Here is a 13,565-nt window from a genome sequence, read left to right on the forward strand (position 1 = left end):
GTGAACGAGGCGCTTCTGCGCGGTCTCACGCCGAGCGTGCTCGGAGTCCTCGTCCGCCGCGGAGCCGACTTCGCGGTGGCCGAGGACGCCGTGCAGGACGCCCTGGTCGAGGCGGTGCGCGTCTGGCCCGCCGACCCGCCGCGGGACGCGAAGGGCTGGCTGGTCACCGTGGCGTGGCGCAAGTTCCTCGACGCCACCCGCTCGGACACCGCCCGCCGCCGGCGTGAGGACCTCGTCGACGAGGAGCCGGCGCCCGGGCCCGCGTCCGCGGTGGACGACACCCTCCAGCTCTACTTCCTCTGCGCCCACCCCTCGCTGACGCCGTCGTCCGCCGTGGCACTCACGCTGCGTGCCGTCGGCGGACTGACCACCCGCCAGATCGCCCAGGCCTACCTGGTGCCCGAGGCGACCATGGCGCAGCGCATCAGCCGTGCCAAGAGGACCGTCTCGGGCGTGCGGTTCGACCAGCCCGGCGATGTCGCCACCGTGCTGCGCGTCCTCTACCTGGTCTTCAACGAGGGGTACTCGGGAGACGTCGACCTCTCGGCGGAGGCCATCCGGCTCACCCGGCAGCTCGCGGCCGCGATCGACCACCCCGAGGTCGCAGGGCTGCTCGCACTCATGCTGCTCCACCACGCGAGGCGTGCCGCACGGACCGCTCCGGACGGCAGCCTGGTGCCGCTCGCGGAGCAGGACCGCGGCCGGTGGGACACCGCGTCGATCGCCGAGGGGGTGGAGGTGCTTCAGACGGCCCTGGCCCGCGACCGCCTCGGCGAGTACCAGGCGCAGGCGGCGGTCGCGGCACTCCACGCCGACGCGCCGACCGCCGAGGAGACCGACTGGGTGCAGATCGTCGAGTGGTACGACGAACTCGCGCGCCTGACCGACAGTCCGGTGGTCCGGCTCAACCGCGCGGTGGCCGTCGGCCAGGCGGACGGACCGCGCGCCGGACTCGCCGCGCTCGCGGCACTGGACGGCTCGCTGCCCCGCCGCACCGCCGTGGAGGCCTGGCTCCGCGAACGCGACGGCGACCTGGGGACGGCGGCACGCCTGTACGCCGAGGCGGCCGGCAAGGCACCCAACCTCGCCGAGCGGGACCACCTGACGCGCCAGGCCGCCCGTCTGAACGCCCGCAGGGGCCCGCGGTGACGGTCCGGGTCCGGTGGGCGCCGCCGTGAAGCGGGGCTCCGCGGGTGCTGCCCCGGTCGAGCCGGCCGGTGGTCGCGTTCGCCTGAACTCCGCCGCGTACGGCGGAAGTCGACGCGGCCTCGGCCGTCGCCTCTCCGATGTCCGCGGACGCGGGTCGAGCGGTCGGCCCGGGCGTGCGTGCCCGCGGGCCCGTCCGGCGGCCGAGGACCGCCATCGGAGCAGGATCGTCCGGATCGGGCGCCGTCCGGGGGATGGCGCCGCACGCGCCGGCGGGCGACGATACCCCTTCGCAGAGTCGGTCGACCCGCTCGTAGCGGGGCTCCCGGAGGACCCGCCACGGGCCCACCGGCAGCCCGTTCGAGGACCGTTCGCGGGGGCTCCCGCGAATCCTTCCGCGGCGAGGGCGGGCGCGCCGGCAGCCGAGTCCCGAGGGAGCCTGGCATGGGTTCACACGCGGCGCCGCGCCACGGAAGGCGCATGCTGTTCCTCTGCGCGGGCCTCGTCCTCGTGGCGGCGCTGGTGTGGCTTCCCCGCGCCGACGGGGCCCCCGCCCCGGCCGATGCCTGCCGCTCCACGGGAGTGGCCCTGCCGCGCGGTGACTGCGGGCCCTTCTGGCAGGTCCTCGCGGAGGACTTCAACGGCGACCGGGTGCCGCTGGGCGCGTTCGACGACTGCGACCACCACGCCGACACCTCCGCCGCGTACTGCGGCGGCCTCACCGGCGAGTACCGCGACAACTGGTGGGCGTACCCGAGTGGTTGGCTCGACACCGCGAACAGCCGGGACCGGGACGTGGCCGGTGTCCACCACCCGGAGGACACCGTCAGCGTCGGGCCCGCGCCGGGCGGCGACGGCCGGATGTCCATCCGCATGTGGCGGCCGGCGGACGGGGGCCCCGTACACGCCGCGGCTGTGGTGCCACGGGCGGTGATGCAGATGAAGTACGGCAAGTACAGCGCGCGGATCAAGGTGACGAAGCCGGCGCCGGGCTACAAGTCGGCCTGGCTGCACTACGGCGGGGGCTGCGAGATGGACCACCCCGAAGGGGAGTGGACCGGCGCCCTCACCGCCTTCCACCATCCGTGCGACGGAGGTGAACAGGGCTACTTCCCGGGGAGCGACAGCTGGACCCGATGGCACACCGTGTCCACGGAATGGACACCGGGGAACGTGCGCTTCTTCGTCGACGGCCGGCAGACCGGCCACGACACCCGCTCCGTCCCGGACCATCCGCTGTCCTGGGTCCTGCAGAACGAGAGCGCCCTGGAGGGTCCCGGTGCCGCGCCGGGCAGCAGCGCGCAACTCGACATCACCTGGGTCGCGGCGTACGCCTACGGATGGAAGTGACGGCGTCGCCCCGGCGCATCGCGCTCCGCACCCTGTCACCGTCCGGCCCAGGGCCGTCGCAGGCCCCGTCCGCCGGGCCGTGCGCTCAGGCGTACCCCCGCTCCAGGGCCGTGAGCGTGGCGGTGAGGTCGTCGGGGCGAGGGCGGTTGTGGGGGAGCTTGGACAGGACGGCCGCCATGCCGCAGGTGTCGGTGAGCGCCGAGAAGACGAGGCCGCCGCCGATGCCGGCGGCGAGCCAGCGCGCGGGGCGGTAGCGGGTGCCCGCGGCGATGCCGAGGAGGACGAGGGAACCGGCGGTCAGGCGGACCTGGCGTTCCATGGCCCACGCGCGGGCGGCGCCCTCGGGCCGGTGGAGGGTGTGGCCCTGCTCCGCCCAGGCGGCGGTGCCACCGGTGAGGGTGGCGGCCGGGATGTCGGCGGCGGCGAGTTCGCCGCACGCGGTGGCGGAGCGGTTGCCCGAGGCGCAGACCATCAGCAGGTCTCCGCGGGCGGCGGCCGCCTTCAGCGCGGGCAGCGCCGCGCGCAGATGGTCGAGGGGGACGTTGTGGGCGCCGGGCACGTGGCCGGAGGCGTACTCGCCCGGGGTGCGCACGTCGATGACGGTGTAGTGGCCGATCCGTGCGGCGGCCTGGGCCGGCAGCACGGGGGAGGGGGTGCTCATGCGCGGTGTTCCCTTTCCTTGTGGGACCGGGGTGATGGGCCCGGAACAGGCTAGAATACCCCTAGGGGTATCAATGGGATGTCAACGGAGGAGGAAGCGTGGAGCTGGACATGGCGGCCGCCGAGCTCAAGTCCGTGCTCAACCGGCTCAAGCGGGCGCAGGGCCAGATCGCGGGGATCATCAGGATGATCGAGGAGGGTCGCGACTGCGAGGACGTGATCACCCAGCTCGCCGCGGTGTCCCGCGCCCTGGACCGGGCCGGGTTCGCGATCATCGCGACCGGTCTCCAGCACTGCATGGCCGAGGGCGGGCAGGCGGCGGGGGACCGGGACCAGATGCGGGCCCGCCTGGAGAAGCTGTTCCTGTCCCTGGCCTGACACCGTCGGTCACACCAGCGCGTCGGCGAACATGAACGCGGCGACGGACAGCAGCGCGAAGGCGAACAGCCGCTGCAGCCGTCGCCCGGACACCTTCGCCGCCAGTCGTCTGCCGTCCCAGGCGCCCAGGATCGCGGCGCCGGTGAAGGGCGCGACCACCGCCCAGTCCAGCCCCGCCGCCCCGCCGGAACGGGTGACCAGGGACGCCAGCGAGTTCACCGTGATGACCAGCAGGCTGGTCCCCACGGCCACCTGCATCTCGAACGCCAGGACGGCCACCAGTACGGGCACCGCGAGGAATCCGCCGCCCACTCCGAGGAGCCCCGTCACCGCGCCCAGGCCCGCCCCCGCGCCCCCTGCCTCCAGGGGGCGCACGGCCCGCGCGGTTCCGTCGGCGGGCCCCGCTGCGGGGCGCAGCATCCTCAGGGCGGCGACGGCCGCCACGGCCGCGAATCCCGCGGTGAGCGTCGGCTGGGGGAGGCGCGTGGCGATCAACCCGGCGAGGGCCGCGGGCACGATGCCCGCCGCGGCGAACGCGGCTCCGGCCCTCCAGCGGACGTGGCCGGAGCCCGCGTACGCGTACAGGGAGGTCGCCGAGGTGGCGGCGACGATGAGCAGGCTCGCGGTGGTGGCGGCCTCCGCGGTGAAGCCGAGGAGGTAGATCAGGGCCGGAACGGCCAGGACGCTGCCGCCGCCCCCGAGCGCGCCGAGCGCGAGACCGACCACGGCACCGGCCGCCAGGGCCAGGAGCAGGGCGCTCACGCCGCGTGACCGTCCTCGCCGCAGTCATCGACGGTCAGCCCGGCGGTCCGGGCCGCGTCGAAGCCGTCGTCGACGGCGACCACGTCGCGGCCCGCCGCGTCGAGCAGGGACGCGGCGATGGCGGCACGCATCCCGCCGGCGCAGTGCACCCAGACCGTCCCGGCCGGTATCTCGCCGGAACGGCCGTGCAGTTCGTGGACGGGTATGTGCACCGAGTCCCGCACATGGCCCCGCGCGCGTTCGGAGTCGCGGCGCACATCCAGTACGACCAGGTGCTCGCCGCGCTCGCGCGCCCGCTTCAGGGCGCCGAAGTCGGCACGGGGGAAGGAGCGCGGCTCCTCGCCGGCCCGCAGCCACGAGGACGGCCCGCCCGTGGCGGCGGCAGCGGGGCGGTCGATGCCGACCCGGACCAGTTCCCGCTGGGCGTCGGCGAGCTGGCCGCGGGTCTCCGCGAGAAGCGTGACGGGCCTGCCCCACGGCAGGAGCCAGCCCAGATAGGTGGCGAGCCTGCCCTCGGCCTCGAAGTTGTAGGTCCCGGCCACATGCCCTCGCGAGAACGCCGTACGGCTCCGCACGTCCACGACCCATTCCCCGGCGGCCAGCCGCTCCGCGATCTCCTCCCCGTCGGCGACCCCCGGTGGTGTCAGGTCCACCGGTGCCGGACCCGCCGCGTTGATCGGGCCCATCCGCGCGTAGTGGGCGGGTACGTCGTCCAGTCCGGCCAGCAGCCGTTCGGTGAAGGTGTCGACGTCCTGGGTGAGCGCGTCATTGCCGGTCCGCTCCTCGCCGAGGGTCCCGCCGCCGTCCCGGGGAGGCGAGGCCGAGCAGAAACTGCCGAAGCCGTGGGTGGGCAGAACCCGTACGTCGTCGTGGAGTTCGCGGGCCAGTCGGTGCACCGAGGCGTGTTGGGCGCGGGCCAGTTCGGCGGTCAGGCGCGGTTCCACCAGGTCCGGTCGACCCACCGTGCCGATCAGGAGCGAGCCGCCGGTGAAGGCGGCCACCTCGCGTCCGTCCTCGGCCAGTACGTAGGAGGTGTGGTGCGGGGTGTGGCCCGGGGTGGCGAGTGCCCGCAGGGTCAGTCCGGTGTCGACGACGACGCTGTCGCCGTCGGTGACCGGCACCCGGTCGAAGGAGACCCTGGCCGCGGCCGGGACCAGGTAGTGCGCACCGGTCAGGCGCGACAGCTCCAGACCGCCGGTGACGTAGTCGTTGTGGACGTGCGTCTCCACCACGTGGCCGATACGCACCCCGCGGGCGGCGGCGGCCGCCAGGACCCGCTCCACGTCGCGCGGGGGGTCGACGGCGACCGCGGTCGTGCTTCCGCCCGCCAGGTAGCCGCGGTTGCCCAGGCCCTCGGTCTCGATGGTGTCCACGAAGAACACGGTCGGCTCCCTCGATCGTCGTTTACCCCGGGGGGTATCTGTTCCGCACTGTAGCAGCTATACCCCCCGGGGTATTTTCCAGGACCTGGAGGGGCCTACGCGTCCGGCTGTCAATACTCAGACATCTGTTCCATTGATCGCGGGAATGGGCCATGGGAGTGATCTGCCGCACGTGCTGTCACAAAGATCGATGAGGCGGTGTCCTGGGGTTGAACGCCCGCAAATGGAGGAGACACCATGACCGAGAACATCGATGTGGTCGTGATCGGCGGCGGCTATGCCGGCGTCATGGCGGCCAACCGCCTGATGCAGCGCGACGACGTGACGGTGACGCTGGTCAACCCGCGCCCGACCTTCGTCCACCGGATCCGCCTCCACCAGCTGGCGACCGGATCCGACGGCGCGGTCGTCGCCTACGAGGACGTCCTTCACCAGGGCGTTCGCCTGGTGACCGACACCGTGACCCGGATCGACACGGCCGGACGCAGGACGACCCTGGCTGGCGGCACGACGATCGGCTACGACTACCTGGTCTACGCGGTGGGCAGCGGCAGCGCCGACCCGCGCGTACCCGGCGCGGCCGAGTTCGCCCACCCGATCGCCACCCTGGAGGAAGCGGAACGACTGCGGTCGGTCCTCGACGCGGAGCCCGGTGAGCCCGCGGTGACGGTGGTCGGAGGGGGCACGCTCGGCATCGAGGTCGCCGGGGAACTGGCGGAGGCCGGCCGCGCGGTGACGCTGGTCTGCGGCGAGGTACTCGGCCCGTACCTGCACCCGCGGGTCCGGCGCTCGGTCGCCAAGCGCCTGACCGGGCTCGGAGTGACCGTCCTCGAGGGCCCCGACACGAAGGTGACGGCGGTGACGCGCGATGCCGTCCGGCTCGGCGGCGGCCGCGAACTGCCGAGCCGGGTGACCGTGTGGACCACCGGATTCGGCGTGCCGGACCTGGCCGCGCGCAGCGGGCTGAGCACCGACGCGCTGGGTCGCCTCCTCACGGACGAGACGCTGACCAGCGTGGACGACGTGCGCATCGTTGCCGCCGGGGACTCCGCCGCCCCCTCGGACCTCCCGCTGCGGATGAGCTGCCAGTCCGCGGGTCCGCTGGGCGCGCATGCCGCCGACACGGTGCTGAACCGGATCGCGGGCCGACTGCCGGCGGACATCAGCGTCGGGTTCTTCGGCCTGTGCGTCAGCGTGGGGCGGCGCGCCGCGACCGTACAACTCGCGTCCAAGGACGACCACGCGAAGAGGTTCGCCATCGGCGGCCGGCTGGCGCTGAAGGTGAAGGAGAGCAGCTACGCGGGCCTGCTGAAGCACCTGTCGGACGAGGCGCGCAAGCCCGGTTCGCACACCTGGCCGTTCAAGGACGGCAAGCGCCGCCAACTGGTGGAGGCGAAGCGCGGCGAGGCCGCGGCGACCGCCGAACGGGCGGCGTAGGTCCGGTGCCGGCGGGCAGGTGCGGATGCCTGTCCGCCGTGTCCGCCGTGTCCGCCGTGTCCGTGTGGTGCCGGGTGCCGGTGACGGCGGGCCCCGGCGCGCGGTGCGGTGCTGGAAGCGGGCGACGGCGGCCCGTCGCGCCGAGAGTGGCGGCGTACGGCCCGCGCCGGGCGCCACCGGCTCCCGTGGCTCGCTGTCACCGATGTGACTGTCGGTCCGGTTGTTCGTTGGTTGTCTCGTGTGCGGCTGTCGTCGCGAACGTTGGCGCCGCCGCCGTCGCGGCACCGCGGCCGGACCGTGCCGCCGCAGGGGCCGTACGCCGTCGCCTCGTAGAACTGATCGGGCCGCCAGGCCCCGGGCGGCCCACGCGGGCCCTCCCACCTCGTAAGGAGCCCTCGATGAACACCACTCTGTGGATCGCCACCGGTCTGCTGGCCGCCGTCGCGCTGGCGGGCGGCGTCAGCAAGGCGTTCGTGCCCCGGGAGACCCTGGCGGCGCACCACGGCGGCGAATGGACCGGACGCGTCGGCGCCGGATTCGTCAAGTCCCTCGGGGTCCTGGAGCTGCTGGCCGCCGTGGGCCTGATCCTGCCTGCCGTCCTGGGCATCGCACCGATCATGGTGCCGGTGACCGCCGCGTGTTGGGTCGTGCTGATGGTCGGTGCGATGATCACCCATGGCCGCCTGGGGCAGTTCGCGTTCGTCGCGCTCAACCTGGCGTACCTGGCGCTCGCGGCCTTCGTCGTGTGGGGCCGCCTGGGAGTCGAGCCGTTCACCGGATGACGACGAGTCACCTCCAGGGCACGGCGGTGGCGTCCGGTGGCGACGGCACCGGACAGGTGGTCGGATCGAAGGGCCGCCAATGAAATGGACCATGCAGTGAACGTACGTTTGAAGGTCTTCGGCAACCGGGGCCGGCTGCGAGACCTGGAGGCCGGGCCATGAGCCAGGACAGCACCGACGCGGCGACCGACACGTTCGTCGCCTACCGGAACCTGCTCTTCACGGTCGCCTACGAGATGCTCGGATCTGCGGCCGACGCCGAGGACGTGCTGCAGGAGACCTGGTTGAGGTGGGCGGACGTCGACCTGGACCAGGTCCGCGACCAACGCGCCTATCTGGTGCGCATCACGACCCGGCAGGCCCTCAACCGGCTGCGTACCCTCAAACGCCGCAAGGAGGCCTACGTCGGCCCCTGGCTCCCCGAGCCGCTGCTGACCGCGCCGGACGTCGCCGACGACGTCGAACTCGCCGAGAGCGTGTCGATGGCGCTCATGCTCGTGCTGGAGACGCTGTCGCCGACCGAGCGCGCGGTCTTCGTGCTGCGCGAGGCCTTCGACGTCGGGTACGACGAGATCGCGGCCGCCGTCGACAAGAGCCCCGACGCCGTACGCCAGATCGCGCACCGCGCCCGCCGGCACGTCGATGCCCGCCGCCCCCGCGAGGTCGTCTCCCCGAGCGAGACACGGGCGGCCCTGGAGTCGTTCCAGCACGCGCTGGAGAGCGGGGACCTGCAGGGTCTTCTCGACGTACTCGCCCCCGAGGTCGTCATGGTGAACGACGGCGGCGGAGTCAAGCAGGCGGCGCTGCGGCCGATCAGCGGCGCGGGCAAGGTGGGCCCGTTCCTCATCGGCGGCACCGGCAAGGCCGACGGCGGCCTCACCGGTCATCCCACGGTGATCAACGGCAGCCCGGCGCTGCTCGTACGGCTGCACGGCGGGCTCGACGGCATCATGGCGGTCCGCGTCGAGAACGCCCGGATCACCGGCCTCTACTACGTCCGCAACCCGGACAAGCTCACGCGGGTGGACTCGGAGACGCGGCTGACGCTGCGCTGAGCGGTCGCGGCCGGAGGCTGCCCGGCTCGTGCACGGGCGCTGTCAGTGGTGCCGTCTACGCTGAACGGACAAGCATCCACACCGACCAAGTCGGGGATGCTGCTGAGGCCCCGCCGGAGTGATGCCCGGCGGGGCCCGCTGCTGTCAGGCGCCGGTGGGCTTCTCGCTGCGGGGCTCCGAGAAGCCGTGTGCCGCGATGTGCGCCAGCGAGTCCGGATGACCCGTCAGCCACTCGGCGCAGACCAGCCACCGATGAACGATGCCGTCGGCGAACCGTACGTAGACCTCGGCGACCAGCAGGCCTTCGCACTCTCCCGCCGTGGCCAGGGAGCAGATCCGCCGCTCCGACAGCGTGGCCTCGGCCCCCGCGGCCGATGTCCCCGACACCACGGTCTGCGCAACTGCGGGCAGCAGCGGGCGGATCTCCAGAATCGGAGACTTCATCGTCTTCATCACGTGCATGGCTGAGGGTATGTCCGGAGACGCACGGCACGGGCACGGTTCCGGCAGGGCAGCCGGGTGCGGGGTCGGCCCGGGAGGGGGTGGGCGCCGGTCTCCTTGAGCGGGGGGCATGACCTGAGTGCCAGCAGGCGGCGCCCGTGATGAGCACGGCGGCATCACCGGCCGCGGGTGCCGTCGGTGATGCCGCCGTGTTCCGGGTGCTTCCGCCGCCCCGTCACGCGCTCGTCAGCAGCGCCCCCAGGGCCGTCGCCGTGTCCGGGTGGCGGGCGACCAGGGCCGCGCCCCGCGGGCCGGGTTCCGTCACCTGCCACGGTTCGTCGCAGCCCAGCAGGCCCGCCACCGCGTCGCACGTCCCCGGGTGGGCGGCGAGCAGCGCCACGCCCGCGCTGCCCTCGGCCTGCCGCGAGGCATCCGTCGTCTGCGGGATGGGCTGCGCCAGCCACGGCGGCACCCAGGCGTCCAGCTCGGCGAGCCTGCCCGGGAAGATCCGTCCTGCCTCACGGATCAGGAGCGGGGCCAGCTCCGCGCCCTCGGCACGCAGACTGGTGATCAGACTGGGCAGCCACGGCAGGAGCACCGGGTCCGGCAGTCGGCCGAAGGCGTTGGACACCGCCTCCACGACGAAGTCGCTGAGACCCGGGACGGGCTCCAGGGCATGGAGGAAGCCGCTCAGATAGCGGGGGTAGGCGGGCACGACCAAGGGGTTGCCGAGCAACTCGTCGCACCTGGAACGGAGTTCCGTCCGGGAGAGGCGACCGAGGTGCACCTGGGCGGCCCACAGCAGCGCGGTCCTGGCGGGGTCCTGCGGGTGCGACTGGGCCACGGCCAGCTCCAGTTGGGTCCGGTCGCAGCCGAGCGAAAGGGCCAGGCCCTCCATGCTGAACAGGAAGCCCAGCATCGCCGCCACCTGCCGGACCGTGGCGTCCTCGTCGCTGAACGCCGTCGGCAGCAGCGTGCAGTAGTGCGCGTAACCGGCCTTGACGAAGGACTCGATCCACGGGGGGAGCACCGGCTCACTGGTGCGGTAGTGGCCCAGCAGCCGCCGCGCCCGGCGCAGTACCTCCGGCGCGCCGTCGACGCTCCGTTCGCCCGCCAGCACCTCCAGGGCCCGGGTGCCCAGCTCGTCGGCGAGGCGGCGGCCGCCCAGGTGGAGCGTCGCGTCCTCGACGGCCTCCAGGACGGTCGCGGCGGTGGCCCGGGGAGCGTACGCCTTGCGGCGCAGACGCTGTTCCAGGACCTGCTCGATGCTGACGCCTTCGTAGCCGAGCTCGATGAGCGCGCGCTGGTGGGTGCCGAGCGCGAGGTCCCACGACTCCTGGATCGGCCGCTCGCCGAGTTTCCGCTCACCCATGATCGGCCGTGCGGTGCCCTGAGGCATCAGGTAGCGCAGCATCCACAGCACGTCGGAGCACTGCTCGAGTTCGGGCCGACCGGATATGTCGAGCAGCGCCCGCTGCACTCCGCGCTGCTGGAGCCTGAGGTTCAGCGGCGCGAGCCGGTCGTGCACATCGCGGGCCAGTGGCGGCAGGGCGTCGTAGCCGACCTGGCCGATCCGGTCGCCGCCGAGCATGATCTCCACGAGGCGGCGGACGTCCCGGCGGCCCGGCACGCTGTCCTTCTCGATGCAGGTGACGGCCGCGTCCTGGAAGTCGTACGGCGTCGGCTTGGCCCGGTCCCGCATCCCGGCGAGCAGGATCGACGTCTCGAAGACGGCGATGGCGTCGGCGGTGGACGCGAGATAGCCGTTGCGGCGTGCCGCCTGCACGATCTCCACGGACCAGCCGAGCAGTTCCGCCTCGTCGAGCCGGTCCAGGACGGGCGGCTTCCGGAGGAAGCCCGTGAGCCTGTCCGCGGGCGGCAGGGCCGGTACGGGAGCCGCCGGCGGCACGGCCTTCCGGGCTCCGGACTTCTTGGCCCCCGTCTGCCCCGCGAGGCGGTAGGGCTTCACGCGTGTGCGGCGGATGTTCTTCGCCCAGAGCGTCGCGGCGATCGACACCGAGCCGGCGGCGAGGCCGAACTGCGCCTCGATCGCCGAGTGGCTCGACGGGATCAGACCGTGCTGCCACTTGGTGGCGGTACGCGGGCCGATCTCGAAGGAGTCGGTGCCGTGGACGCCGAACTCCGCGACACGGCTCGACGCGTGGAAGGCGCCGCAGACGTACAGGCAGTCCGCGGGATCGGTGCCGGTCGCGGCCAGGTGCTCACGCATCCTGGTCCACATGTAGCGCTCGCGGTCCTCGTCGACTTGTACCCGGTGGGGTTCGCCGGGCGCCAGACGCCGGAAGAGGCTGCCGATCAGCAGCATGACCTGTCGGTAGGTGTCGTGGTCACCGTCGCCGAGCGGAAGTTCGACGTACTGGTGCCACCACTCCGACCAGTGCCGCACCTTCCCGTGGCGCAGCAGGTGCTCCTCCAGTTCGGCGAAGCGCGGACGGAGGTCGCCGATCTCCACACCGACCGCGTCACCGTGCAGCGCCGCCTCCTGCTCGGCGGGCGGCGCGTCCGGGTCGGCCGGCTCGGTGGGCACCTCGGCGCGGGCGTCCCACTGGAAGACGTGGTCGGACGAACGGTCGACGAGGACGAGTTCGACGTCCGGTGTGTCGAGGGCGTAGGCGATCGCCTGGTACTCGGCCGAGGCCTCCGTGATCGGCGCGACCACCGACAGCGGGGCCCAGTCGGCGGGGAACCCGTCGGTCTCCGACGCGAAGGCCTGCACCGCCACCGGGAGCCTGCAGTTGCGCAGCTCGGTGAGCAGCGGCGCCATGTCCTCGCACAGCTCCAGGTACACGACCTTCGGCTGCTTCTCGCGCAGCCGGCGTGCCATGGCGATCGCCGAGGCGGGGGAGTGGTGGCAGACGGGGAAGATCTCCAGCGGTTCCCTCACCGCGCGGTCGACGTCCTCGACGAGGCCGAGCAGGATGCTCTCGAGGGCGTCGGGACCGTCGGCGAAGGTCGCGGCGGCCTCCTGCAGTTGGGAGCGCAGCGCGTCGAAGGTCCCTTCGTGGGCGCCGCTCATGACAGGGTGGCGATCGCGTCGCGGCCGCCCTCCAGGAACTCCGGCCAGGAGCCGCCGTCCTTCTTGCTGCGCGGCTCGACGACTCCGTGCAGGTACTTGTTGAGGATGGCCAGGTCCTCGGGTTCGCGCCGGGCCAGCGAGCCGACGAGCGAGGAGGCGAGCGTGTGGGCGGACAGGGCGCGTTCGCCGAAGAAGTTGCTGTGCAGGATCGCGTCCTCCAGTACGCCGATCTGTTCGGCCGTGGACAGCGCGGACTCCAGCTTCTCGTCGTCGCTGCCGGCCGCGGCCGCCGAGGCGCGCAGGTCCGCGAAGCTCTGGAGGAGTACGTCGAGCAGCGTCGGCGGCACCTCCAGTTCGAGCTGGTGGCGGCGCAGCAGCTCCTCGGTGCGGAAGCGGACGATCTCGGCCTCGCTCTTCTTGTTCGTCACCACCGGGATGCGGACGAAGTTGAAGCGGCGCTTGAGCGCCGAGGAGAGGTCGTTGACACCCCGGTCGCGGCTGTTGGCGGTCGCGATGATGGAGAAGCCGGGCTTGGCGAAGACGATGCCGTCGCTGTCCAGTTCGGGCACGGAGATGTACTTCTCCGACAGGATCGAGATCAGCGCGTCCTGAACGTCGCTGGTGGAGCGGGTGAGTTCCTCGAAACGGCCGATCGAGCCGGTCTCCATCGCGTTCATGATCGGCGAGGGGATCATCGACTCCCGGGACTGGCCCTTGGCGATGACCATCGACACGTTCCAGGAGTACTTGATGTGGTCCTCGGTCGTGCCGGCCGTGCCCTGGACGACCAGTGTCGAGTTGCGGGAGATCGCGGCGGACAGCAGCTCGGCGAGCCAGCTCTTCCCGGTGCCCGGGTCGCCGATCAGCAGCAGGCCGCGGTCCGAGGCCAGCGTGACGATGGAACGCTCGACGAAACTGCGGTCGCCGAACCACTTCTGGGAGATCTCCCGGTCCAGGCCGTCGGAGCGCTCGGAGCCCAGGACGAACAGGCGGACCATCTTCGGGGACAGACGCCAGGAGAACGGCTTCGGGCCGTCGTCGACGGACTCCAGCCAGTCCAGCTCCTCGGCGTACTTGATCTCGGCGGGGGCGCGCAGCAGTTCGGACATGTCAGGGCCTTTCAAGCGTGAACAGA

Annotated in this window: 12 protein-coding genes; 6 read left to right on the plus strand and 6 right to left on the minus strand. The window is 72.7% G+C overall.

The window, feature by feature from the left end:
* On the plus strand, positions 1–1,149 hold the full coding sequence (locus IE265_RS16565; protein ID WP_190036430.1) for an RNA polymerase sigma factor: 1,149 nt from the start codon (positions 1–3) through the stop codon (positions 1,147–1,149).
* A gap of 441 nt (positions 1,150–1,590) precedes the next feature.
* The gene (locus IE265_RS16570) at positions 1,591–2,496 is read left to right on the plus strand and encodes a glycoside hydrolase family 16 protein (RefSeq protein ID WP_190036334.1); all 906 of its coding nucleotides are present in this window, start codon (positions 1,591–1,593) and stop codon (positions 2,494–2,496) included.
* 85 nt (positions 2,497–2,581) lie between these two features.
* Here the strand turns inward: IE265_RS16570 and IE265_RS16575 are convergent, their stop codons facing one another.
* A complete protein-coding gene (locus IE265_RS16575; protein WP_190036335.1) occupies positions 2,582–3,157 on the minus strand; it encodes a rhodanese-like domain-containing protein in 576 nt (191 codons plus the stop codon).
* A gap of 98 nt (positions 3,158–3,255) precedes the next feature.
* On the opposite strand from IE265_RS16575, the gene IE265_RS16580 reads away from it, so the two are divergent.
* Entirely contained in the window at positions 3,256–3,534 is a 279-nt protein-coding gene (locus tag IE265_RS16580; protein ID WP_190036336.1) for a metal-sensitive transcriptional regulator, read from the plus strand.
* Positions 3,535–3,543: 9 nt separating this feature from the next.
* Here the strand turns inward: IE265_RS16580 and IE265_RS16585 are convergent, their stop codons facing one another.
* Together IE265_RS16585 and IE265_RS16590 are read right to left on the minus strand one after the other, a co-directional pair.
* Positions 3,544–4,296 carry a sulfite exporter TauE/SafE family protein gene (locus IE265_RS16585; RefSeq protein WP_190036337.1) on the minus strand — a complete coding sequence of 251 codons (753 nt, stop codon included), beginning with the start codon at positions 4,294–4,296 and terminating at the stop codon, positions 3,544–3,546.
* Entirely contained in the window at positions 4,293–5,678 is a 1,386-nt protein-coding gene (locus IE265_RS16590) for an MBL fold metallo-hydrolase (protein WP_190036338.1), read from the minus strand. Before IE265_RS16590 ends, IE265_RS16585 begins: the two co-directional genes overlap by 4 nt.
* Positions 5,679–5,915: 237 nt before the next feature.
* On the opposite strand from IE265_RS16590, the gene IE265_RS16595 reads away from it, so the two are divergent.
* From IE265_RS16595 to IE265_RS16605, 3 genes are all read left to right on the plus strand, one after another.
* On the plus strand, positions 5,916–7,115 hold the full coding sequence (locus IE265_RS16595; RefSeq protein ID WP_190036339.1) for an NAD(P)/FAD-dependent oxidoreductase: 1,200 nt from the start codon (positions 5,916–5,918) through the stop codon (positions 7,113–7,115).
* A gap of 398 nt (positions 7,116–7,513) precedes the next feature.
* Positions 7,514–7,897, plus strand: coding sequence for a DoxX family protein (locus IE265_RS16600; protein ID WP_190036340.1), 384 nt, complete (start codon positions 7,514–7,516; stop codon positions 7,895–7,897).
* Positions 7,898–8,055: 158 nt separating this feature from the next.
* On the plus strand, positions 8,056–8,952 hold the full coding sequence (locus IE265_RS16605) for an RNA polymerase sigma-70 factor (RefSeq protein ID WP_190036341.1): 897 nt from the start codon (positions 8,056–8,058) through the stop codon (positions 8,950–8,952).
* A 144-nt stretch (positions 8,953–9,096) separates the two neighbouring features.
* On the opposite strand, the gene IE265_RS16610 is transcribed toward IE265_RS16605, so the two are convergent.
* The 3 genes from IE265_RS16610 to IE265_RS16620 form a co-directional block, all read right to left on the minus strand.
* Complete coding sequence (locus IE265_RS16610; RefSeq protein WP_190036342.1) at positions 9,097–9,396, minus strand: hypothetical protein; 300 nt, start codon at positions 9,394–9,396, stop codon at positions 9,097–9,099.
* Positions 9,397–9,628: 232 nt separating this feature from the next.
* A complete protein-coding gene (locus tag IE265_RS16615; protein ID WP_190036343.1) occupies positions 9,629–12,430 on the minus strand; it encodes a DUF5682 family protein in 2,802 nt (933 codons plus the stop codon).
* Entirely contained in the window at positions 12,427–13,539 is a 1,113-nt protein-coding gene (locus tag IE265_RS16620; RefSeq protein WP_190036344.1) for an ATP-binding protein, read from the minus strand. Before IE265_RS16620 ends, IE265_RS16615 begins: the two co-directional genes overlap by 4 nt.
* Positions 13,540–13,565 lie beyond the last annotated feature (26 nt).

The sequence above is a fragment of the Streptomyces fructofermentans genome (assembly GCF_014651055.1).
In the GTDB taxonomy this organism is placed as follows: domain Bacteria; phylum Actinomycetota; class Actinomycetes; order Streptomycetales; family Streptomycetaceae; genus Streptomyces; species Streptomyces fructofermentans.

Coding starts and splice junctions, on each gene's coding strand:
- IE265_RS16620 (WP_190036344.1), bottom strand. CDS start 13,539: ATGTCCGAACTGCTGCGCGCCCCCGCCGAGATCAAGTACGCCGAGGAG.
- IE265_RS16605 (WP_190036341.1), top strand. CDS start 8,056: ATGAGCCAGGACAGCACCGACGCGGCGACCGACACGTTCGTCGCCTAC.
- IE265_RS16575 (WP_190036335.1), bottom strand. CDS start 3,157: ATGAGCACCCCCTCCCCCGTGCTGCCGGCCCAGGCCGCCGCACGGATC.
- IE265_RS16600 (WP_190036340.1), top strand. CDS start 7,514: ATGAACACCACTCTGTGGATCGCCACCGGTCTGCTGGCCGCCGTCGCG.
- IE265_RS16610 (WP_190036342.1), bottom strand. CDS start 9,396: ATGAAGTCTCCGATTCTGGAGATCCGCCCGCTGCTGCCCGCAGTTGCG.
- IE265_RS16615 (WP_190036343.1), bottom strand. CDS start 12,430: ATGAGCGGCGCCCACGAAGGGACCTTCGACGCGCTGCGCTCCCAACTG.
- IE265_RS16595 (WP_190036339.1), top strand. CDS start 5,916: ATGACCGAGAACATCGATGTGGTCGTGATCGGCGGCGGCTATGCCGGC.
- IE265_RS16570 (WP_190036334.1), top strand. CDS start 1,591: ATGGGTTCACACGCGGCGCCGCGCCACGGAAGGCGCATGCTGTTCCTC.